The sequence below is a fragment of the Ruegeria sp. HKCCA0370 genome (assembly GCF_013033705.1).
GTDB lineage: Bacteria > Pseudomonadota > Alphaproteobacteria > Rhodobacterales > Rhodobacteraceae > Ruegeria.
The window spans coordinates 331838-353727 of sequence record NZ_WQEP01000002.1; the positions used below are offsets into that span (position 1 = coordinate 331838).

Here is a 21890-nt window from a genome sequence, read left to right on the forward strand (position 1 = left end):
CCTGATTTGAGAAAGGAACACAGAAATGACAACCGCAACACTGACAAATACCGGCTTCAACTTCGGCACCCGGATCATGGACATGATCGAACGGATCAAAACCGCACGCAAACGGGCCGCTGAATATCAGCGCACATACCGCGAACTGCAAAGCCTGACCAACCGCGAACTGGATGACATCGGCATCCGCCGCTGCGACATCGCAGATATTGCGCACAAACATGTTTACTGCTCTTAATCGCGGATAATCCGCAGCAAGACACAAAGGCGCCGAATGGCGCCTTTTTTTGTATCACGCGTTGGCTCACAGCACGACCAGTAGACGCGTAACAGCAGGATAGGCCCACTGAAGATCACAATGCCGCTGTACGGAGCTAAAATCCGGCTCTACGGCGCTTTCCAACCGTGGGCTCCCGCAACATACGTTTCCCTGACCCCTGGCCTTCTGACGCCCTACCCCAAAGACCGCCTGCGGCAGAGTGGTTCAGACTCCACTGCAATCCGCTGTTTGAGCTTGATATGGCCGAGAACTTCTCGAAACGCACGGTGCTTGGGTTTGCCTTCCAGATAATCCGCCAGCTTTAGCAGATTGATTGGGTGCTTTTTAACAAGCGCTTCGATCCGCTGCACGGCGTCGTCCAGCACATAGTGATCGATGAACTGGCAAGCCACCTGCGTCGGGGTCAGCAGGCAATAATCCTGAGCGCGCTTGTCTGTGTAGCGCGTAATGTCAAAGGGCGACGCGCCGAGGGCGTGGAACTTTGGAATATGTACACGCATGTCGGCTTTCACGTGCTCCAGTACCGTGCCGGAAATCTGTCGAAACCCCAGCGGACCAAGCTTGGTGACAACATGCTTACGCATCGCCGGAGAGATCATGTCCACATCCGCCCGATCGTATTTCAGATCATCGAATACCGACAAGAGCCCCAGCTTTTCATCGGCTATCTGGAAATACGGCTCACCGTTAAACGCGCGCATCTTCGCCAGCACCTGCTCACGTTCAGCCGTTGGATCAGAGACGAAAGCGACCTCGTCGGTTTGAACTGCCGAGGTCGCGAAACCACCTAGCAAGCGTCGTAGCAATGTGTGCTGCTTATTTCCATGCTGCGGTGTGTTCTTTGAGTCAGCCATAGCATTCAATGTAGCGCCAGCGGGCTGACTTACCATTCTTACCCGTCAGCCTTCATCTCGGTGTCGATGAGGATGGTGATCGGCCCGGTTGAGAATGGTCCGACGCCAAACTCCGTGTGGTCAATCTCAGCTTCGGCCGAGAACGCCACCCAGTCGCCTTGATAGTATTCAATGGCACCGCCCAGCGGATGCGGGCCTTGGTGAGTCAGCGTGGCGTTCAGGGTCACGGGTTTGGTTACTCCATGAATGGTCAGGTCGCCGGTCACATCCGCCGTGGTGTCGCCCGTCCGTTCAATTCCCGTACTGGCGAAAGTGATTTCCGGATAGGTTTCGACCTCGAGAAAATCCGCCGACTTAAGGTGATCGTCCAAAGGCCCAAACCCCGAGGACAGGCTGTTTGTGTCGATCGTCACGTTCAGTGTCGATGCCTCGACATCATCCGCGTTCAGATCCAGCACACCTTCGACTTTGGTGAATTCGCCATGCTGGGTGGACACCCCTGCATGGCTCCAGCTGAACCGGACTTCTGTATGCCCCTGGTCAGTCTTGTAGGTCTGCGCATAGACAGGTGCCACGGCAACGGTCAGGGCGGCGGCAGCAATCATAGAGTTAAAGCTCATGGCCGAGTTCCTTTCATCCGGTAGGGGCTGGATATTAGTTGAATTTTCATCTAATTGAACGCGCAACAAACCGCAATCGGAATCAAGGAGAACACGAAGTTGTGAAGAGTGATCTGCCAACATCGCTGGAAACCGACATCTGGGTTGCAATGAACCGGACGACACGGCTCATCCAGTTTGAAATCAGTGCCGCCCTGAAAGACGCTGGCCTGCCGCCTTTGAAATGGTACGACATCCTTTGGTCCCTCGAGCGGCACGGTGGTCAACTGCGCCCCTACGAGCTGGCGCAGGACACCATATTCGAGCAATCAAACCTGTCCCATTTGAGCAGGCGCCTGGTTGCAGAAGGACTGATCACATTTGTGTCCTTTGACGGTGACCGGCGGGGTAAAGTCCTGAAGATCACCGACAAGGGGAAAGAGCTGCGAAAACGTATGTGGGAAATCTACGGCCCCTTGCTGCACGAAAAGATGCGCGCCTTTGGCAAGTCGGATGACTGGCAGGCCTTCATCGAAACCGCGCGCAAGCAAGCTGAATAGGAAGCCGCTAAGGGCGCAGAGTACACAGTCTGTGCCAAACAAAAAAACCCCCGCTCGCGCGGGGGTTCTGATTTTCTAAACAACGGGTCCGATCAGAGACCGGTGGTCACGTCGATGGTGTTACCCTCTTCCAGGGTCACATAGGCCTTCTTGACGTCTTTCCGCTTGCCCAACTGGCCGCGGAACCGCTTGACCTTGCCTTTGGTCACGGTGGTGTTCACCGCTTTGACCTTCACACCAAACAGTGCCTCAACGGCCTCTTTGATCTGCGGCTTGTTGCTGTCGATCGCCACTTCAAAGACAACCGCGCCGTTTTCGGACGCCATGGTCGACTTTTCAGTGATGATCGGCTTGCGGATCACGTCGTAGTGTTCTGCCTTCGCGCTCATTTCAGACGAGCCTCCAGTGCTTCGACAGCCGCTTTGGTGAGCACCAGGGTGTCACGCTTGAGGATGTCATAAACGTTTGCACCCATCGACGGCAGGATATCCAGACCTTCGATGTTGCGCGACGCCTTCAGGAAACCTTCGTTCACGGTCGCACCGTCGATGACCAGAGCGCGTTTCCAGCCCAGGTTTGCAACCTGTTTGGCCAGAGCGGCGGTCTTGCCTTCGGCTTCGGCGCTCTCGATCACAACCAGTTCACCTGCTTTGGCTTTTGCCGACAGAGCGTGGCGCAGGCCAAGCTTGCGGAACTTCTTCGGCAGGTCGTGGCCATGCGAACGAGGAGTCGGGCCCTTGTAGATACCACCCTTGCGGAAGATCGGCGCGTTGCGGTCACCATGGCGTGCGCCACCGGTGCCCTTCTGGCGATAGATCTTCTTGGTCGAGTAGCTGGTTTCCGAGCGGGTCTTGACCTTGTGGGTGCCGGCCTGCGCGTTGTTGCGCTGCCAACGGACCACACGGTGCAGGATGTCCGCACGCGGCTCGAGACCGAACAGATCGGCGTTCAGCTCGATGTCGCCGGCTTTGCCGCCGTCCAGTTTGATTACATCAAGTTTCATGCTTCACCACCTTCCGCGGGAGCTTCTTCCGCAGGTGCATCAGATGCAGCCGATTTCACAGCAGCCGGGAAAGGCAGGCCTTCCGGTGCTTTCTTCTTCACGGCGTCTTTGACGGTGACCCAGCCCGATTTCGGTCCGGGAACGGCGCCTTTGATGAAGACCAGACCACGCTCGGCGTCGGTTTTGACGACTTCCAGGTTCTGGGTCGTTACACGGGCAGCACCCATGTGACCGGCCATCTTCTTGCCTTTGAACACCTTGCCCGGGTCCTGACACTGACCGGTCGAACCGTGCGAACGGTGGCTGATCGAAACACCGTGCGAGGCGCGCAGACCACCGAAGTTGTGGCGCTTCATCGCACCGGCAAAGCCTTTACCGATCGATGTGCCCGATACGTCAACCTTCTGACCTTCCAGGAAGTGTTCTGCCGAAATCTCGGCACCCACTTCGATCAGGCCATCTTCGGAGACGCGGAACTCGGCCAGCTTACGCTTGGGCTCGACCTTGGCAGCGGCATAGTGGCCGCGCATGGCCTTCGAGGTGCGTTTCGCCTTGGCGGCACCGGCGCCCAGCTGAACGGCGGTGTAGCCGTCTTTGTCAGCGGTGCGCTGTGCAACGACCTGCAGGTTGTCCAGGTGAAGAACGGTGACAGGGATCTGCTTGCCGTCTTCCATGAACAGGCGGGTCATGCCAACTTTTTTTGCGATAATACCAGAGCGCATTCTCATACCCTCCGATTACGACTGCAACTTGATCTCGACGTCCACACCAGCAGCGAGGTCGAGCTTCATCAGCGCGTCAACGGTCTGGGGGGTCGGATCAACGATGTCGAGAAGACGCTTGTGCGTGCGGATCTCGAACTGGTCGCGGGATTTCTTGTCAACGTGAGGGCCACGGAGAACCGTGAACTTCTCGATCTTGTTCGGCAGCGGGATCGGGCCGCGCACGTTCGCGCCGGTCCGCTTGGCAGTGTTGACGATCTCTTGCGTGCTGGCATCCAGAACGCGATAGTCAAATGCCTTCAGCCGAATACGGATGTTTTGGCTTTGCATATTTACAGCCTTTTATTCAGGCGTTGGGGTTGAGAGGAGGACAGACGCGCATCGCCAACCCTCATCGAACCCAAAAGGCGGGAATCACCCCGCCTTGATGTTCTTAGTGAGAACTCGCGCGTGATAGTGGGGTTGGTGGGGTTTGGCAAGGGGGTAAAGACCATCAACCATCCGATTTCCCAACAGGAAAGTAGTGGAACCTATCGCTCGAATAAATCAACTTTAGATTGAACTCCTTAGAAAGCACGGTATTTTGGTGTGAAGACGGCTTTCTGAAAGGTTTATCCAACGAAAAAGGCCGCTCACTCGAGCGGCCTTTCATTATAGCGTCGGGGGTCCGTCACGAAAGTCGCGCTGCCGACCATGTATCCCGACGTTTCAAGACTTTATGTAGTAAAGGGAATTACCAATGTCAAGGTTTCTATCCCAATCGGATACAAGCGAAATTTCGGATTTTCTTTCAGCCCCGAGGCTGGGGACTTTCCAAGCGCTGACAAGGCAGAAAACACCTGAAGACGCAATTGAACTACATCAAGCGACAATGAATCTAGGTGTGTCGATCATGGCCGTAACCGGATTAATTGAGGTCGCAGTTCGAAATTCAGCCTGCAACACGTTAAACGATGCCTTTCAGGTAACGGATTGGCTCACGAACCCTCCGACATCCCTTAACTGGTCAGCCATAGAAAAATCATCCATCAAAAAGGCTGCAAAAAACGCTCAAAGGGCAAAGTACTCAAAGCTTAGCGGCCCAGAAAAGACTGCACTGGACTCAGCAGCATTTCCAAACGGCAGACCTCAAGGGATCAAACACAGGAAAGTTGCAGAAAAGCGACAATCAACGATAGCCGTATCAGAAGGCGAAATCATAGCACAGCTAACTATGCATTTTTGGAAACGTCTGTTCTCAGAAAACTACGAGGACACTCTTTGGCGAAGAGGCCTTAAGCGAGTTTTTCCAAATAAGAATTTGAGTCGCGCTTTGATTGCGAAAGAACTCGAAGTTATCTACCAAACCCGCAATCGTTTAGCACATCATGAACCCGTGTACGGAGGAAGGTTGTCCGACACACTATTTGCAATTGACTTTGTTTCGAAGAATCTTGGCAGTCGCGTAGCAAGCACCGAAAGCCCGTTTTATAAACTTGTTTTGCCCCAACTAGACATATTGGAGGGGCAAGTTGCGATTTTCAGGTCGACTTTCGTGAGACTATCCTGAGTTCTTTAACACAGCCCAAATCACAAGAAAGGCCGCCCCGGTGTGGGACGGCCTTCTTTAGTTCAACCGAGTGGGCTCTCATTGCTCTTTCAGAGCAACTGCCGCCCACCGCTTTCCAAAATTATTCAATAATTTTGGAAACAACGCCGGCGCCGACGGTGCGGCCGCCTTCGCGGATCGCGAAACGCAGGCCGTTTTCCATCGCGATGGGCGCGATCAGCTCAACGCCGAACGACACGTTGTCGCCGGGCATGACCATCTCGGTGCCTTCGGCCAGGGTCACGGTGCCGGTCACGTCCGTCGTACGGAAGTAGAACTGCGGACGGTAGTTCGCGAAGAACGGAGTGTGACGGCCGCCTTCTTCCTTGGTCAGGATATAGGCTTCGGCTTCGAACTTGGTGTGCGGGGTCACCGAGCCCGGCTTACACAGAACCTGGCCACGCTCAACGCCGTCACGGTCAACACCACGCAGCAGCGCGCCGATGTTGTCGCCCGCTTCGCCGCGGTCCAGCAGCTTGCGGAACATTTCAACGCCGGTGCAGGTGGTCTTGGTGGTGTCGCGGATGCCGACGATTTCGATCTCGTCGCCAACGTTAATCACGCCACGCTCGACACGGCCCGTAACAACGGTACCACGGCCCGAGATCGAGAACACGTCTTCGATCGGCATCAGGAACGGCTGGTCAACCGCACGCTCGGGGGTGTCGATATATTCATCAACAGCCGCCATCAGTTCGCGGATCTTGTTCTCGCCGATTTCCGGGTTGTTGCCTTCCATCGCCGCCAGAGCCGAACCTGCGATGATCGGGATATCGTCGCCGGGGTAGTCGTAGCTGGACAGCAGTTCGCGAACTTCCATCTCAACCAGTTCCAGCAGCTCTTCGTCGTCAACCTGGTCAACTTTGTTCAGGAACACGACCATCTTCGGGATGCCAACCTGGCGGCCCAGCAGGATGTGCTCACGCGTCTGCGGCATCGGGCCGTCAGCGGCGTTCACAACCAGGATCGCGCCGTCCATCTGGGCCGCACCGGTGATCATGTTCTTGACGTAGTCAGCGTGGCCGGGGCAGTCAACATGCGCATAGTGGCGGTTGTCGGTCTCGTATTCCACGTGGGCGGTCGAGATGGTGATGCCGCGCGCTTTCTCTTCCGGCGCACCGTCAATCTGGTCATACGCTTTGAAGTCACCGAAATACTTGGTGATTGCTGCGGTCAGCGTGGTCTTGCCGTGGTCAACGTGGCCAATCGTGCCGATGTTGACGTGCGGTTTTGTACGCTCAAACTTTTCCTTTGCCATTCCTCAGGCGCCCTTTTGCAATTTGGGGGACCCTTGGTCCCGTGGTTACATCTGCGCGCGCGGGATATTTGGTTCAAAGGGGAAAATCAAGCACATCCTAAGGGAAATGCGCCGATCACGTTGGATTTTGCGTGACCTCGACAGATTCCAGAGGCTGGATCAGGTCCGGCCGCCGGTCGAACCATCCATTTTCTTTGTGCTCTTCAGCCAGCCATTCCTCGACCCGGTCGGCAATTTTGAGGGCCAGACCGCTCATCTGTTCTTCTTTTGTGCGCTCATGCCCCGATCCTTTGAGGGCACTTCCGCCGGTGGTGTCTTCCAGCACTTGGAATTGCTTACCCTTGGCCAGAAACTCTTTTTTCTTCACGTCATAGACGTTGACCAACACAATCGCAGTGCTTTTAGGGTTGTAGATCACAGGGATCCCCGGCGGGGCCAGCATGTAACCCTCAAGGCTGATGCCAAGGTCATATTCCTGTGTGCCTTCGTAACGCCCTAAACGAATATCAACCGCGTTCTGGATCGCCTTCGTCCATTCGTCAGGTGTGGCGTCCCGCGATACAGGTCCCTGAACGGCCTTGTCTGCAAAGGCATAATTCACACGAAGCTTGAATTCTCCTAGGGATTCAGGCGGCTCATACACCTGTGTCTGTGTGCAAGCGGCCATCAGGGCCAGTCCGGTGATCAGCGTCAGAATGCGCAACATGTCTCGTCTCGATAGGCCTGTTTTTTGTTGATCTAGCGCACCGATACGGGTTGTGCCAAGCCGTATCGGCGGAAATTCACCCGCGCAGCAGCGCGATCACGAAAACTTATAGTCGCGCGGGAAGCCATAGGGCGGTTTTTTCCCGACACTGGCCCGTTTTGCCAGCCATTGCGTCATATCCGCCTCATGTCGGGTCTTGTCGCCGCCCATGGACCATTTCAGGCCTTCTTCCCAGTTGAAGGTCGTTACATCCGACAATCCGCCATCCAGCTCGAGCGTTCCCTGCCGGCCGCGTGCCATATTGTACTTTTGCAAACGCACGCCTTTTCCGCGCGTCATCTCGGGCAGTTCCTGGGTTGGGAAAACCAGGAACTTGCCGTTTTGCGACACCACGGCGACGTGGTCGCCCGCGACCGGCTTGCAGATCATCGCGGTCTCGTCACCCTTGACGTTCAGCACCTGTTTGCCGTTGCGCGTCTGCGCCAGCACGTCATCTTCCGGCACCATAAAGCCGTTGCCCGCGTCCGAGGCCACCAGCAGCTTGCGTCCTGGCTTGTGGATCAGAATGTCGATGATCTGCGCCTCGTTCGGCAGATCGACCATCAGGCGTAAGGGCTCGCCCATGCCGCGCCCGCCGGGCAGGTTGGCTGCGCTGACGGTATAGAATCGGCCATTCGAGGCAAAGACCAGCAACCGGTCGGTCGTTTCCGCGTGGAAGATGAAACGCGGGCCGTCGCCGTCCTTGAACTTCAACTCACGCTTCAGGTCGATATGGCCGGTCATGGCGCGAATCCAGCCCATCTGTGAGCAGACGACCGTGATCGGCTCCCTGTCGATCATCGCCTCAAGTGGCACTTCTTCGACCTGTCCGGCCTCGGCGAACTGCGTGCGACGCGCGCCGCCTTCGTAGTCTTTGCCAAAGGTCTTCTTGGTCTCTTTCAGCTGCTCGGCAATCTTGGCCCATTGCAGGGCGGGATCGGCCAGCAGGTCTTCGAGATTGGCGCGTTCCAGCATCAACTCGTCACGTTCGCGGACCAATTCCATCTCTTCCAGACGGCGCAAGCTGCGCAGGCGCATGTTGAGGATCGCGTCGACCTGAACCTCGGACAGTTCGCCTTCACCCGGCTTGGGCGTGACGTAATCAGACTCGTCGGTGGCACGGACGTGATCGATGCCCCAGTCCTCGCGCATCAGCGCGGCCTTGGGGTCGTCGTCATAGCGGATGATGTCGATTACACGGTCGAGGTTCAGGAAGGCGACGATAAAGCCTTCGAGCACTTCCAACCGGTGGTCGATCTTGGCCATGCGGTGACGCGAGCGGCGCAGCAGCACCTCTTGCCGGTGATCGAGGAAGGCGCGCAACACTTCCTTCATCGAACAGACCTTGGGTGTCACCCCATCGATCAATACGTTCATGTTCAGGCTGAACCGCACCTCGAGGTCCGAGTTGCGGTATAACATGCCCATCAGCACCTCGGGGTCCACGTTTTTCGAACGCGGTTCAAGGATCAGACGGATATCGTCGGCGGATTCGTCGCGCACATCTGCGAGGATCGGGATTTTCTTGGTCTGGATCAGTTCCGCGATCTTTTCGATCAGCTTGGATTTCTGAACCTGATAGGGAATCTCGGTGACCACGATCTGCCACTGGCCGCGCCCCAGATCCTCGACCTCGAACTTGCAGCGCAGCCGGAACGAGCCGCGCCCGGTGCGATAAGCCTGCGCGATGTTCTCGGGCGGTTCGACGATCACGCCACCGGTCGGAAAATCCGGGCCGGGGACATATTTCAGCAACGTGTCGTCCCGCGCGTCCGGTGTTTTGATCAGGTGCAGGCAGGCGTCACAAAGCTCCGAGATGTTGTGCGGCGGGATGTTCGTGGCCATGCCGACGGCGATACCGCTGGCGCCGTTGGCCAAAAGATTCGGAAACTGCGCAGGCAGCACCACCGGTTCAGTCAGCGTGCCATCATAGTTGTCGCGGAAATCCACGGCGTCTTCGTTCAGACCTTCCAGCAGCGCCTCGGCCACGATGGTCATCCGCGCCTCGGTATATCGCGAGGCCGCCGGATTGTCGCCGTCGATATTCCCGAAATTCCCCTGCCCGTCGACCAGCGGGTAACGCACGTTGAAGTCCTGCGCCAGGCGCGCCATTGCGTCGTAAATCGCGGCGTCGCCATGCGGGTGGTAATTGCCCATCACGTCGCCGGAAATCTTGGCGGATTTGCGAAAACCTCCGGTTGCGCTGAGTCGCAGCTCTCTCATCGCATAGAGGATTCGCCGGTGCACCGGCTTCAATCCGTCCCGCGCGTCCGGCAGGGCGCGGTGCATGATGGTGGACAGCGCATAGGTCAGGTAACGCTCGCCTATCGCGCGGCGCAGCGGTTCTGCAACCTCACCCCCGTGGTCGGGGGCCTCCATGTTGGGGTCGTCGATCGTATCGTTCATATATGATGTGATACGACGCAAGAACGCCTTGGTAAAGCAAGCAACGCGTATTTTACTGGGGACAAGTCGGGCTTTTTGCAACAGGGGGAGGCAAGTCGGTGTTTTCCCCGAATTTTCGACTCTGCCCTTCTATTATGCTACCATTCCAACAATTGAATGATTGCTGCCTATTTTGTTGTTACGATTGAATCGGGGGATGCGCCATGACGCGCCTTGTACTTGTTACTTTCGCCGCACTCGGCTGGACATTTTACGTGATGAGCGGAGGTCCTGACTTTGAGCCGCGCGGAGTCCGCACAGCGGAGCCGGAGCGTGTTGCCATTGCCCCGAAACCTTCAAGGCCGGCTATCGAATCCGCGCCCGCCGAAACTTTGGTCGCGCGTGCTGCGGTAAAGCCTCCGGCGCCGGTCGCACCGGTCACTGAACCCGTGGCCGAGCTGGACGAAGCAGAAACCAAGGCGCTGTTGTCGCAAGTCGCAGCTGGCCTGAAGGCAAACCCCTCACTGTTCGCTGACGAAAACGTCACTCTGACCCTTGCGTCGCTGGAACAGGGTCTGGCCTCCCTCGAACAAGTCACCACCGACGCCGAGCTTCCAACGGTTGAACTGCCCGCCCCTGTTGAAGCCGCCAAGGATATCCGTGAAATTTCGGGAACCCGCGTGAACCTGCGTGATGGGCCGGGGACGATCTATCCGATCATCGGCAAAGCCAGGATCGGCCAGCAGGTTGAGGTATTCGGGGATTCAGGTACCGGCTGGTTGCGCCTGCGCGTGTTGCCGGGGCAACAGGTTGGGTGGATTTCGGCATCACTCGTCCGGAAAACAACGAACTGACATCGAAGTGTCATTGCCCTGCCGCAAACCCCGCCATAGCTATGGGCGGGGATCAGGCTCGGAAGGCATATGCAGAAATCGATTCTTATCACGGGATGCTCTTCAGGCATCGGTCTGGACGCGGCACACGGTATGCGTGCAAGAGGCTGGCGCGTTTTTGCATCCTGCCGCCAGCAACGCGACTGTGATCGCCTACGCGCACAAGGCTTTGAAAGCCCCAGAATCGACTACACTGATGCAGACAGCATTACATCGGGTTTGTCCCACGTTCTCGAGGCTACAGGCGGCTCGCTGGATGCCCTTTTCAACAATGGCGCACATGGCTTGCCCGGCGCGGTTGAGGATGTTCCTACGGATGGCCTGCGCCATATATTTGAGACCAATGTCTTTGGTTGGCACGAGCTGACCCGACAGGTCATTCCCGTCATGCGGGAACAGGGTCATGGCCGGATTGTGCAGTGTTCCTCGGTTCTGGGGCTTGTCGCCTTCCCGTGGCGCGGCGCGTATGTCGCCACAAAATACGCGATCGAAGGGCTGACCGACACGCTGCGGCTGGAACTTCGGGATACCGACATCCACGTCGTCCTGATCGAGCCCGGCCCCATCACCTCTAAACTCCGGGAAAAGGCGATCCCATTGTTCGAGAAATATATCGACTGGGAAAACTCGGCCATTCGGGAGAAGTACGAAGACTCGTTACTGAAGCGCCTTTATGAAAGCAGTGGGCCAGACCGATTTGAACTGCCCGCCTCTGCCGTCACGGACAAGCTGGCCCATGCGGCCGAGGCCCGACGCCCCAAACCACGTTACTATGTGACCACTCCGACATATATCGCCGGGATACTGCGCCGCATTCTGCCTACAAACGCCTCTGATCGAATCCTTTCGGATATCTGAGACGATATTTCCCGTTCGCTTTTCGACGCCCTGACGCTAGATGGGTGGTAATCGAAAAAAACCGGACGGTGACTTCAAATGGACCTTGTGATGGTCATTCTGCTTCTGGCTATGGCGGCAGTTGTCGTAGTGCTGGCCTTAGGCATCGCGAATTTTGGCAAAGGCGGCATGGAAGCGGCCAAGAAAAGCAACAAGATGATGCGCCTGCGCATTCTATTTCAGTTCATCGCCGTGTTGCTGATCGTGCTTTTCGTGTATCTGCGCGGACAGGGAGTTCAATAAATGGTCGTACTCAACAAAATCTACACACGCACTGGCGATGACGGGAAAACCGCCCTAGGCAACGGAGAGCGCGTGGCAAAATATTCGGGCCGCGTCGCAGCCTATGGCACCGTGGACGAACTGAACGCTTTTGTCGGCGTGGCACGGACCGAGGCCGAAGGTGATGTCGAAACCGCGCTGTCGCGCATTCAAAATGACCTGTTCGATCTGGGTGCCGACTTCTGTCGCCCCGACATGGAAAAAGACGCCGAGGCCGATTATCCCCCCCTACGCATCGTGCCTGCCCAGATCGACCGACTGGAAGCCGAGATCGACGCAATGAACGAGACGCTGGAACCTCTGCGCAGCTTCATCCTGCCCGGTGGCTCGCGTTTGGCAGCTCATCTGCACGTTTGCCGGACCGTTTCGCGTCGGGCGGAACGGCTTGCGGTCGAGCTGACGAATATGGAGCCCGTCAACGACGTGGCGGTCAAATACCTCAACCGTCTCAGCGATTGGTTCTTTGTTGCAGCACGCTGCGCAAACGCAAACGGCAAAGACGACGTGTTGTGGGTTCCGGGCGCGAACCGCTGATCGCGAAATACAGAGTCGCGGGTAATATTCTTTCGCCTCTTGGCAAAAAAATTGCAAAACGCGACGTCCCGACGCCATGACGTGACGATTTTGCTCTGTTGTGCCACTGCGGCAGGCGCTATCTAGTCGGTCGAGAGCATTGGTGGAGTCGCCTGCGCGGCTTACCGTTTTTTTGAGGAGAAAGCGCTACAATGAAGGTACTGGTGCCTGTCAAACGCGTGATTGACTACAATGTGAAGGTCCGCGTGAAAGCGGACGGTAGCGGTGTTGATCTCGCCAATGTCAAAATGTCGATGAACCCGTTCGACGAAATTGCAGTAGAGGAAGCGATCCGCCTGAAAGAAGCCGGCAAGGCCGACGAAGTCGTTGCTGTTTCGATCGGCGTAAAGCAGGCGCAGGAAACCTTGCGCACCGCGCTGGCCATGGGTGCCGACCGCGCAATCCTGGTTGTGGCGGCTGACGATGTACACACCGATATCGAGCCTCTGGCCGTTGCCAAGATCCTGGCCAAAGTGGTCGAGGAAGAGCAGCCTGGCATTGTTCTGGCAGGTAAGCAGGCGATCGACAACGACATGAACGCCACCGGCCAGATGCTGTCGGCCCTGCTGGGTTGGTCCCAGGGCACCTTTGCGTCCGAGCTGGACATCGAAGGTGACACCGCCAAGGTCACCCGCGAGGTCGATGGCGGGTTGCAGACCATCAGCGTCAAGATGCCGGCCATCATTACCGTGGACCTGCGCCTGAACGAGCCGCGCTATGCCTCGCTGCCCAACATCATGAAGGCGAAGAAAAAGCCGCTGGACGAGAAAACCGCCGCCGATTATGGCGTCGACGTCACCCCGCGTCTGGAAGTCGTCAAAACCGAAGAACCGCCGGCACGCGCGGCGGGCATCATCGTGGGCTCGGTTGACGAGCTGGTCGAGAAACTCAAAGAAGCGGGGGCTGTGTAATGGCTGTACTTCTGCTTGCCGAAGTGAACAACGGCGAACTGGCGATGGATGCGACCGCAAAGGCCGTGACCGCCGCGAAAGTGCTGGGTGACGTAACCGTTCTGGCCGCAGGCGGGTCTGCCGCTGCTGCCGGTGAGGCCGCAGCCAAGATCGACGGTGTCTCCAAGGTGCTGGTCGCCGAAGACCCGTCGCTGGGCCACCGCCTGGCGGAATCGACCGCAGCCCTGATCGTGGGCCTGGCCGATGGCTACGAGCACATCGTGGCACCGGCCACCACCGACGCCAAGAACGTGATGCCCCGCGTTGCAGCCCTGCTGGACGTGATGGTGATCTCGGATGCCTCCGGCGTGGTTGACGGCTCGACCTTCGAGCGCCCGATCTACGCGGGCAACGCGATCCAGACCGTCAAGTCGAACGACGCCAAGAAGGTCGTCACCATCCGGACCGCCAGCTTTGACGCCGCCGGCGAAGGCGGCTCGGCCGCGGTTGAGACAGTGTCGGTCGGCGAAAACCCCGGCCTGTCCGAATGGGTCGAGGACAAGGTGGCGGAAAGCGACCGTCCAGAGCTGACCTCGGCTGGCGTCGTTGTTTCGGGCGGCCGTGGTGTCGGCTCAGAAGAGGACTTCAAACTGATCGAAACGCTGGCCGACAAGCTGGGTGCGGCGGTTGGTGCGTCGCGTGCGGCCGTTGACTCGGGCTATGCGCCGAACGACTGGCAGGTGGGTCAGACCGGCAAGGTTGTTGCCCCGGATCTGTATGTCGCCGTCGGTATTTCGGGCGCGATCCAGCACCTGGCCGGCATGAAGGACTCGAAGGTAATCGTGGCTATCAACAAAGACGAAGAGGCGCCGATCTTCCAGGTCGCCGATTTCGGCCTGGTCGCAGACCTGTTCCAGGCCGTGCCGGAACTGACCGAAAAGCTCGGCTGAACCGGATATCCGGATTGATCCGCAAAGGCCCGCCAACAGGCGGGCCTTTTTCAGTTCAGGTTCCGCAAGGCGATCAGCAGGTGTTCGGCAATTTCTCGATGCGCGGACGGGCCGATCATATGTTCCGCAATCGGCTGCTGAAGCGTCCCGAACATTACGTCTTCGAGAGCATCCGATCGAGCGGATACAGCGACCGAAACCTCGACGACATCAGCGTATAGCGGGCGCAGCTGTTCGATCATGGCGGCGTCGGGCACGATATGGTCGACATGCGATCCGGTTTGCCGCTGCACATGCAGCCAAAGCAGAACCACGCCGGGTTCGAGCCGTTCTATCAAGTCACCGGTGGCGCGTATCCAGACCTCTCGCAATTCCTGCGCTACGAGTTCGAAACGTGCGTCTTCTGTTGCGCTCAGCTGCTCCAACAAATGGCGCACAAAATGGATTTCCGTGAAGTCAACATCCGGGTACAGCCCCAGCAAGTCTGCGGTGGGTTCAAGGAACCGATCGTTGCGACGCGGGTGTACGCGGTAAAACCGGTTCGATTGGCGCAGAAGATCGGGCACCTGCAACACGCATAGGTCTGACTGATTGACCAGATTCAGCACCCCCGGATCAGTGGACAACGCTTCGACTCCGCAAAAAAGGCTGCCGAAGTTGACGCATGGCTTTCCCAATCGCTTCTCAAGCACGGCAGGAAACGGGTAATCGACGAATCTGCCAAAAGTTTCCTCTCCTCCCAGACAGGCCACATAGGGCTGATCCAACGTGCCGGGTGGACCCCGGAACCAAAGTTTCGAATTGGCATACTGGCAGGTGGACTCCCTACCGCTGTTTGTCTGATGAAAGCTCATATTAAGCCCCCCGTTTTCTCACCCGGTGCCATCTTGTGGTCATAGATATTGAGATTTTCCTAATGCGCGCATTTGAAGCGAAATTGACCGCCTTGATCCTCTTGCCGCCTGCCCCGGTCTGCCGATACTGTCGCGGTATCCTACAGGGCAAAGGCAGCTGAACATGGAAGTTAAATCGGTCGGGGTGATTGGCGCGGGGCAAATGGGCAACGGCATTGCCCATGTTATGGCGTTGGCGGGATACGACGTCTTGCTGAACGATGTCAGCCAGGATGCTCTGGAAAACGCCATTGCCACGATCGAAGGTAACCTGGCGCGGCAGGCGTCGCGTGGCAAAATCACCGACGAGGCGATGAAGGCTGCGCTGAAACGGATTACGACCACGCTTGATCTGCCGAAACTGGGTCAAACCGATCTGGTTATCGAGGCGGCAACCGAGCGGGAAACGATCAAGCAGGCGATTTTCGAGGACCTCCAACCGCACCTGCTGCCGCATACGATTCTGACGTCAAATACATCCTCGATTTCCATCACCCGTCTGGCAAGCCGCACGGATCGGCCCGAACGATTCATGGGTTTTCATTTCATGAACCCTGTCCCTGTTATGCAACTGGTGGAATTGATCCGCGGCATCGCCACGGATGAAGAAACTTTCAACGCCTGCAAAGCGGTGGTGGATCGGTTGGGCAAAACGGCGGCCAGCGCCGAGGACTTCCCGGCCTTTATCGTGAACCGGATCCTGATGCCCATGATCAACGAGGCGGTCTACACACTCTATGAAGGTGTGGGGAACGTTCAATCCATCGACCAGTCAATGAAACTTGGGGCGAATCATCCCATGGGCCCGCTGGAGCTGGCGGACTTCATCGGGTTGGATACCTGTCTGGCGATCATGAACGTGCTGCATGACGGGTTGGCCGATACCAAATATCGTCCCTGCCCTCTACTGACGAAATATGTCGAGGCCGGGTGGCTGGGGCGCAAGACCGAGCGCGGTTTTTATGATTATCGTGGGGAAGTTCCGGTACCGACACGCTGAAGGGGGCCAGCCCCCCTCGCCCGGACTTTGTCCGGGCTCACCCCCGGAATATTTTTGGCCAGATGAAGACGCGGATCAGGTCTGCTCCGACCTACCCAGAGACATGGTGTGATTTCTGAGCCAGGCCATGAAACCGCGCGGATCGCGCTCCAGCAACTCCATATCGTGGTCCGAAATCGGTTCGCCGATCACCGGCGACTGGGGTTTGTTGCAGGATCGGACGATCTCATGCAGCAACAATCCCTGCCGTAGAATTGCAGAGACACGGTTGGCGATCTGATACCAGCGTGAATTGCAGCCCGGAAAGAAAATCGGCACCACGCGCGCGCCCGAACGGCGGATCATCTTGGCGGTGAACACGTTCCATTCCCGCTCGATCGCAGGTCCGAACCAATCATCCGAGGACATCACAACACCGGATGGGAACAGCGCCACAACGCCGCCGTTTTTGAGATGCTCCATGGCTTTGCCGCGCATTTCCAGCATCTTGGCCTGCGCCTCGGGGTCATGTGGGAACGGAACCGGGATCATGAATGACGTGGCCGCTTCGTCCAGCCCTGTCAGGACCGAACGGGTCAGGATGCGGTAATCGCTGCGTACCCGGCCGATCAGTTCCGCCAGAATCATGCCATCGACCATACCGTGCGGGTGGTTAGCGACGACGACAACCGGGCCGGTCTTGGGAATGCGGTCAATCTGTTCCTGCGGTGTGGTCAGGTCGATTCCCATAGTCTTGAGGGCACCGCCCCAGAACCGCTGGCCGCGATAGTATTCGTTCTTTTTTTCGAACTTGTTGACCATGCGCAAAATGGTCAGCTTGCCTGTGCACCACTCGATGGCCCGAATGGCGGTCGCTGTCCAGGCATCGTCGAATGAATTCGCATAGGTCAGCGTTCTACGGTCGTAGATCTCACCCTGATCTGTGGTCCCATCCACCACCGGGTTTGTCTTGGTCTCGTGCGTCGTTTCCGCCAATTCCTGGTCTTCCCGTTCTTCCTGTCCCGGCGGGGTGGCTTAGAACCCCTCTCCGAACTTGTCGTTCACAAGCGTTTCCAGAGCTTCTGCCAATGCCTCAGCATCCGGCCCGGACGTCTCGACGTCAATAGTTGTTCCGCGCGATGCTGCCAACATCAAAAGGCCCATGATGCTGTCGCCTGATGCAGAAAGTCCGTCTTTTGACACCTCAGCATGTGCATCGAACCCCTCTACAACCTCAACCAGCTTTGCCGAGGCGCGTGCATGCAGGCCCTTTTCATTGATAATTTTCAGGCTTCGGCTCGTCATATTCAATAATCCGTTTTTAATCCAATGTCACATTCTGAGCATTGATGTACTTCCGTCCAGCCTCCATTGCCTGACGGACGGCATCACCAATGGGCAAGTGGCGACTTTTGGCCAATTTGATCAGCATCGGCAGGTTTGCCCCATACAGAATACGCCGGTCCTGAGGCGCGCAGGCACGCAGGCTGAGATTCGAGGGGCTTCCGCCAAAGAGGTCGGTGACAACAACGACACCATCGCCGGTGTCCACTTCGTCAGCGGCACGGCAGATTTCGGCCTGTTTTTCGTCCCGGTCATGGTCAGCCTCAATCGCGACCGCCACGAGGCTGGCCTGTGGTCCGACCACGTGTTGTGTGGCGGCCAGGTATTCCTGAGCCAACCCACCATGTGCAACGATCACAATTCCGATCAATCCGACCTCACATTCAACGACCGACGTTCCATCTCGCGATGCCTAATTGCCACCTGCTGCCCATCTTCCGCAAGGGCCTTTGCAACGGCCTCTGCCAGGGCAACTGATCTGTGCTGGCCCCCTGTGCACCCAAACGCCACGGAAAGATGCGCTTTGCCCTCGGCCCGAAAGGCCGGCAGCAACAGGGTCAGCAAGTCCAGCACACGTTCAAAAAACGGTAAGTAGTTAGCGTCTGATTGCACATAGTGCGCAACGTCAGGGTTTCGACCATCCGCTGCGCGAAATTCCGGGCGCCAGTATGGATTCGCTAGAAATCTGCAATCGAACACCATGTCCAATCCGCGCGGCAGACCGCGTTTGTAAGAAAAGGATTCGATGGAAACCGCCAGATGCCGCCCGCCTTGCGGGGCGAACCAGTGCTCGACCTCTTCCCGCAGCTGATGCACGTTCAGAAGGCTGGTGTCGATCAGCGTATCCGCAATCTCACGTATCGGCGCCAGCAGCTCTTTTTCGCGCTGAACGCCGGTTTCCGGGCTGGCATTCTTGGCGACGGGATGCCGCCTTCGGGTTTCTGAAAACCTGCGCACCAGAACATCATCACTGCAATCCAGATACAGAACCGTCAGATCGACCTGCGCCAAGCGGCCCAGCTTTTCAGCCAATTCTATGAAACCGATCGTCGAGAAATCCCGGTTGCGGGCATCTATACCCAATGCCATCGGACGGTCGCTGTCAGCGCTGTCGAGCAAGCGCGACAAAAGACCCATCGGCAGATTGTCGATGGCTTCAAAGCCTAGATCTTCCAGCACATGAATGGCCGTGGATCTTCCTGCCCCGGAGGGCCCCGTGACAAGTACGATCCGCCTTGGCGATGTCATGTAATCGGCCATTCCGGGTTTACGCGCTCATTTCCTAGAAGCTGCATCATCGCTACAGCCAAGTTGGGCACGCCCGCGCCCCGAAGCAAGGGAACAGTTTGCCTCAGCACGGAAACCGTCAAAGGGTCGGGCAGACGCTCGGGCTCTGGCTGATCCAGATCCACAACGTAACCCAGCGGAACCGGACCACTGGGTTCGGCTTTGACCAGGCCAATTTGGCGCGCCTCGATCAAGCCGCGTATCTGCGATACGGCCGAGGCGATCACCCGATTCTGCCGCATCTCTAGATTGACGCGGTCATCGGCGACCAATTTCGCGCCGAACGCCATCATTTGCAACGCCAGCCCGGACTTCCCTGTGCCGGACGCACCGATGATCAAAAGCCCGCGTCCGGCAACCGAAACGCAGGAGGCATGAACACAGGCGCTGTCCTGATCTTTCGCGAGTGACAACGAATCAATATGCATGGATTTAGACGGGCAACCCCACGACAAAGCGGGCACCCAGCGGATCCGATGTGATATCGGCCTCTGTCGGGCGGATGTTCTCAGCCCAGATCACCCCGCCATGGGCTTCGACAATCTGCTTGGAGATCGCCAAGCCGAGGCCAGAATTATTGCCGAAATGTTCCGCCGGACGCTGCGAGTAGAAACGCTTGAACACTTTGGTAAGCGCCTGTTCGGGAATCCCCGGGCCGGTGTCTTCGACAACAACCAGCACGCGGTTGTCCCGCTGCCGGACCCAGACGCGAATTGCGTCATTTTCCTCGCAGAACGAAATGGCGTTGGTGATCAGATTGACAAAGACCTGCGCAAGACGCGCTTCCAGCCCGTTGATCACAATTGGCTCAGAGGGCAGATCCGTAATGTAATCGATGCCCTTGGAGCGTGCATCTTCACCCAGATACTGGCCGAGATTGCCCAGCAGCTTGAGCAGGTCAAAGGGCTGCTCTTCTTCCTTGACCAGTTCCGCATCCAGACGCGACGCATTTGATATGTCGCTGACCAGCCGGTCCAGACGCCGTACGTCATGCTCGATCACGTCCAGCAGCTTGTCGCGCTGATCCTCGCGCTTGACCATCCGCAGCGTTCCCACGGCGGATTGCAGGCTGGCCAGCGGGTTTTTGATTTCATGGGCAACATCGGCGGCAAACTGTTCGTTTGCGTCGATCCGGTTGTAGAGCGCGGTCACCATACCCCGCAAAGCGCGGCTGAGGCGTCCGATTTCATCAGGACGGGCGCTGAGGTCGGGAATGCGAATGCGCCCGGGATTGACACCCGTGCCCCGGTCTTTGCCCATCTCTGCCGCGGATGCCAGATCGGCCAGCGGGTTGGCAATGGTCGAGGCCAGGACAAGGCTGAGGCCCACGGAAACCAGCAGCGCCACGACAAACATCTGAAGAATGCGCTCCTGCTCGCGGCGGGCAAGCGCGTCGATTTCACCAGCCGGGCCGGTAATCGCCACCGCGCCGGCGGGTACATCCTGATAAAGAATTGGTGCGGCAGCCACGATGACCGTCTCACCCGCGCCATCCTGTACCGCCTGCACCTGACTTTGACCGGCAATCGCTTGTGGAATAATGGTCTGAACACGCTGCGCCAACGTCGGTGCCTCGGTTTCAGTCGACCAGTTGAGCAGGTTTGACAAACCCGTCCAGACGGCATTCAGCGTGTCGCTGATCACCGTACTGCCGGTCTGCATCTCGGCCTCGGATTGCAGAAGAACCGGCATGTCAGAGGCTTGCGGGGCACCACGTGTCCAGCCGATCAGCGTGCCACTGGCGTCATAAACAAAAACCTCGCCCCCTTCGGGCAAGGTGAGGCCAGACAAGGTATCCTTGACGTCCAGGTTCCCGGCATTCTGCCCGGTTTGCTGTACGCCCTGACGCAACCGGGTTTCAAAAACGTTGCTGACAAGTTGCGCATCGCCCAGCAGATTGCGGGCGGTCTGCTGAACCTTCTCTTTTCGCGAGTCGTCCAGATACAGCAACCCAGTGACCAGAATCACCAGAGCGATCAAGTTGAACGTGATGATTTTGCGCGCCAGAGGTGAACCACGCAGAGAAAACAGGTTCCTCCGGGATCGCTTTTCCCTCAGCTCCGCTGACTCGGGGTCTTGGGGAATGACCCAGTCATCCCCAAGAACGACGTCACCGTCGCGCAATTCGCTGGCTTGTTCGGTGTCGCGCACGAGACCCCATTACCTCTTGCAGGCGGCCGCGCCTATTCTTCGTTGTACCGGTAACCGATACCATACAAGGTCTCAATCGCCGAGAACTCGGGATCAGCCGCGCGCATCTTTTTCCGCAGACGCTTTATGTGGCTGTCGATCGTCCGGTCATCCACATAGACCTGATCATCATAGGCGACATCCATCAACTGGTCGCGGCTTTTGACGAATCCCGGACGTTGGGCCAGGGCCTGAAGCAGCAGGAACTCGGTCACGGTCAGGGACACATCATTGCCTTTCCAGCTGACCGCATGGCGCAGCGGATCCATTCTCAGGTCGCCGCGTTCCATGACTTTGGTGTCATTGCTGTTGGATGCGACCGCATCGCCGCTTGTCGCCTCTTGGCGGCGCAGCAAGGCCCGAATGCGCTCGACCAGCAAACGCTGCGAAAAAGGCTTCTTTACATAGTCATCCGCGCCCATGCGCAGGCCCAGTACCTCGTCGATCTCATCGTCTTTCGAGGTCAGGAAGATCACCGGCATCTGCGTCTTCTGACGCAGCCGTTGCAACAGATCCATGCCGTCCATCCGCGGCATCTTAATATCCAGAACAGCCATGTCCGGCAGTTTCTTGTTGAACGCATCCAACGCGGCCTGGCCATCATTATATGTTTCAACCTCGAAACCTTCGGCTTCGAGGGTCATGGATACAGACGTAAGAATGTTTCTATCGTCATCCACAAGTGCAATCTTTGACATCGGGCTCACCCCTATTCCTG

At 57.6% G+C, this 21890-nt stretch carries 27 protein-coding genes; 10 read left to right on the forward strand and 17 right to left on the reverse strand.

Translation table 11 applies throughout. The annotated features are described in order from the left end of the window. Window positions 1–76 precede the first annotated feature (76 nt). Entirely contained in the window at window positions 77–238 is a 162-nt protein-coding gene (locus tag GOW31_RS07940; RefSeq protein ID WP_224859333.1) for a DUF1127 domain-containing protein, read from the forward strand. A gap of 215 nt (window positions 239–453) precedes the next feature. Here GOW31_RS07940 and GOW31_RS07945 read toward each other — a convergent pair whose 3' ends face one another. After that, window positions 454–1134, reverse strand: a complete 681-nt coding sequence (locus GOW31_RS07945) for a hypothetical protein (RefSeq protein WP_171169125.1) — start codon at window positions 1132–1134, stop codon at window positions 454–456. Window positions 1135–1172: 38 nt separating this feature from the next. Next, window positions 1173–1754, reverse strand: a complete 582-nt coding sequence (locus GOW31_RS07950; RefSeq protein WP_171169127.1) for a YceI family protein — start codon at window positions 1752–1754, stop codon at window positions 1173–1175. 101 nt (window positions 1755–1855) lie between these two features. Between GOW31_RS07950 and GOW31_RS07955 the strand changes: the two genes are divergently transcribed. Continuing rightward, a complete protein-coding gene (locus GOW31_RS07955) occupies window positions 1856–2293 on the forward strand; it encodes a MarR family winged helix-turn-helix transcriptional regulator (RefSeq protein WP_371813728.1) in 438 nt (145 codons plus the stop codon). A 92-nt stretch (window positions 2294–2385) separates the two neighbouring features. Here GOW31_RS07955 and GOW31_RS07960 read toward each other — a convergent pair whose 3' ends face one another. The 4 genes from GOW31_RS07960 to rpsJ are packed head-to-tail and all read right to left on the reverse strand — an operon-like array spanning window position 2386 to window position 4348. Continuing rightward, window positions 2386–2682 carry a 50S ribosomal protein L23 gene (locus GOW31_RS07960; protein ID WP_068348029.1) on the reverse strand — a complete coding sequence of 99 codons (297 nt, stop codon included), beginning with the start codon at window positions 2680–2682 and terminating at the stop codon, window positions 2386–2388. Continuing rightward, on the reverse strand, window positions 2679–3296 hold the full coding sequence (rplD, locus tag GOW31_RS07965; RefSeq protein ID WP_152459169.1) for a 50S ribosomal protein L4: 618 nt from the start codon (window positions 3294–3296) through the stop codon (window positions 2679–2681). Before rplD ends, GOW31_RS07960 begins: the two co-directional genes overlap by 4 nt. Next, complete coding sequence (gene rplC / locus GOW31_RS07970; RefSeq protein WP_152459170.1) at window positions 3293–4018, reverse strand: 50S ribosomal protein L3; 726 nt, start codon at window positions 4016–4018, stop codon at window positions 3293–3295. Before rplC ends, rplD begins: the two co-directional genes overlap by 4 nt. A gap of 15 nt (window positions 4019–4033) precedes the next feature. Then, window positions 4034–4348 carry a 30S ribosomal protein S10 gene (gene rpsJ, locus GOW31_RS07975; protein WP_008756422.1) on the reverse strand — a complete coding sequence of 105 codons (315 nt, stop codon included), beginning with the start codon at window positions 4346–4348 and terminating at the stop codon, window positions 4034–4036. Window positions 4349–4757: 409 nt separating this feature from the next. Between rpsJ and GOW31_RS07980 the strand changes: the two genes are divergently transcribed. Next, window positions 4758–5567 carry a hypothetical protein gene (locus GOW31_RS07980; RefSeq protein WP_171169131.1) on the forward strand — a complete coding sequence of 270 codons (810 nt, stop codon included), beginning with the start codon at window positions 4758–4760 and terminating at the stop codon, window positions 5565–5567. Window positions 5568–5688: 121 nt separating this feature from the next. Here GOW31_RS07980 and tuf read toward each other — a convergent pair whose 3' ends face one another. The 3 genes from tuf to parC form a co-directional block, all read right to left on the reverse strand. After that, entirely contained in the window at window positions 5689–6864 is a 1176-nt protein-coding gene (gene tuf, locus GOW31_RS07985; protein WP_152457114.1) for an elongation factor Tu, read from the reverse strand. A 115-nt stretch (window positions 6865–6979) separates the two neighbouring features. Next, on the reverse strand, window positions 6980–7570 hold the full coding sequence (locus tag GOW31_RS07990) for a hypothetical protein (protein WP_171169133.1): 591 nt from the start codon (window positions 7568–7570) through the stop codon (window positions 6980–6982). Window positions 7571–7666: 96 nt separating this feature from the next. Next, window positions 7667–10015, reverse strand: a complete 2349-nt coding sequence (parC, locus tag GOW31_RS07995; protein WP_171169135.1) for a DNA topoisomerase IV subunit A — start codon at window positions 10013–10015, stop codon at window positions 7667–7669. A 203-nt stretch (window positions 10016–10218) separates the two neighbouring features. Here parC and GOW31_RS08000 point away from each other — a divergent pair, with 203 nt between their 5' ends. The 6 genes from GOW31_RS08000 (at window position 10219) to GOW31_RS08025 (ending at window position 14479) form a co-directional block, all read left to right on the forward strand. Further along, window positions 10219–10848 (forward strand): SH3 domain-containing protein, encoded by a 630-nt coding sequence (locus tag GOW31_RS08000; protein WP_253282630.1) that lies wholly within the window; start codon window positions 10219–10221, stop codon window positions 10846–10848. 69 nt (window positions 10849–10917) lie between these two features. Beyond that, entirely contained in the window at window positions 10918–11745 is an 828-nt protein-coding gene (locus tag GOW31_RS08005; protein WP_171169137.1) for an SDR family NAD(P)-dependent oxidoreductase, read from the forward strand. A 78-nt stretch (window positions 11746–11823) separates the two neighbouring features. Continuing rightward, entirely contained in the window at window positions 11824–12027 is a 204-nt protein-coding gene (locus GOW31_RS08010; RefSeq protein ID WP_152457110.1) for a twin transmembrane helix small protein, read from the forward strand. Then, window positions 12028–12600, forward strand: coding sequence for a cob(I)yrinic acid a,c-diamide adenosyltransferase (locus GOW31_RS08015; protein WP_152457109.1), 573 nt, complete (start codon window positions 12028–12030; stop codon window positions 12598–12600). Window positions 12601–12791: 191 nt separating this feature from the next. Next, window positions 12792–13550 (forward strand): electron transfer flavoprotein subunit beta/FixA family protein, encoded by a 759-nt coding sequence (locus GOW31_RS08020; protein ID WP_171169139.1) that lies wholly within the window; start codon window positions 12792–12794, stop codon window positions 13548–13550. Further along, a complete protein-coding gene (locus GOW31_RS08025; RefSeq protein ID WP_152457107.1) occupies window positions 13550–14479 on the forward strand; it encodes an electron transfer flavoprotein subunit alpha/FixB family protein in 930 nt (309 codons plus the stop codon). Before GOW31_RS08020 ends, GOW31_RS08025 begins: the two co-directional genes overlap by 1 nt. 50 nt (window positions 14480–14529) lie before the next feature. On the opposite strand, the gene GOW31_RS08030 is transcribed toward GOW31_RS08025, so the two are convergent. Then, entirely contained in the window at window positions 14530–15333 is an 804-nt protein-coding gene (locus GOW31_RS08030; protein ID WP_253282629.1) for a DUF6473 family protein, read from the reverse strand. A gap of 163 nt (window positions 15334–15496) precedes the next feature. On the opposite strand from GOW31_RS08030, the gene GOW31_RS08035 reads away from it, so the two are divergent. After that, window positions 15497–16372 carry a 3-hydroxybutyryl-CoA dehydrogenase gene (locus GOW31_RS08035; RefSeq protein ID WP_152457106.1) on the forward strand — a complete coding sequence of 292 codons (876 nt, stop codon included), beginning with the start codon at window positions 15497–15499 and terminating at the stop codon, window positions 16370–16372. A 75-nt stretch (window positions 16373–16447) separates the two neighbouring features. On the opposite strand, the gene GOW31_RS08040 is transcribed toward GOW31_RS08035, so the two are convergent. From GOW31_RS08040 to GOW31_RS08070, 7 genes are read right to left on the reverse strand one after another with little or no spacing between them, the layout of a single operon-like run. Beyond that, window positions 16448–17347 carry a lysophospholipid acyltransferase family protein gene (locus GOW31_RS08040; RefSeq protein ID WP_171169141.1) on the reverse strand — a complete coding sequence of 300 codons (900 nt, stop codon included), beginning with the start codon at window positions 17345–17347 and terminating at the stop codon, window positions 16448–16450. A gap of 39 nt (window positions 17348–17386) precedes the next feature. Next, window positions 17387–17656 (reverse strand): HPr family phosphocarrier protein, encoded by a 270-nt coding sequence (locus GOW31_RS08045; RefSeq protein ID WP_152457104.1) that lies wholly within the window; start codon window positions 17654–17656, stop codon window positions 17387–17389. Window positions 17657–17672: 16 nt separating this feature from the next. After that, window positions 17673–18065: a PTS sugar transporter subunit IIA gene (locus GOW31_RS08050; RefSeq protein WP_152457103.1), complete on the reverse strand. Its 393-nt coding sequence runs from the start codon at window positions 18063–18065 to the stop codon at window positions 17673–17675. Beyond that, entirely contained in the window at window positions 18062–18955 is an 894-nt protein-coding gene (gene rapZ / locus GOW31_RS08055) for an RNase adapter RapZ (RefSeq protein ID WP_254441660.1), read from the reverse strand. The genes GOW31_RS08050 and rapZ overlap by 4 nt, the downstream gene beginning before the upstream one ends. Further along, window positions 18940–19410 carry an HPr kinase/phosphorylase gene (locus GOW31_RS08060; protein ID WP_171169143.1) on the reverse strand — a complete coding sequence of 157 codons (471 nt, stop codon included), beginning with the start codon at window positions 19408–19410 and terminating at the stop codon, window positions 18940–18942. Before GOW31_RS08060 ends, rapZ begins: the two co-directional genes overlap by 16 nt. 4 nt (window positions 19411–19414) lie before the next feature. Next, window positions 19415–21133 carry a sensor histidine kinase gene (locus GOW31_RS08065; RefSeq protein ID WP_171169146.1) on the reverse strand — a complete coding sequence of 573 codons (1719 nt, stop codon included), beginning with the start codon at window positions 21131–21133 and terminating at the stop codon, window positions 19415–19417. Window positions 21134–21165: 32 nt separating this feature from the next. Then, window positions 21166–21870 (reverse strand): response regulator transcription factor, encoded by a 705-nt coding sequence (locus tag GOW31_RS08070; protein WP_171169148.1) that lies wholly within the window; start codon window positions 21868–21870, stop codon window positions 21166–21168. Between the last annotated feature and the right edge of the window lie 20 nt (window positions 21871–21890).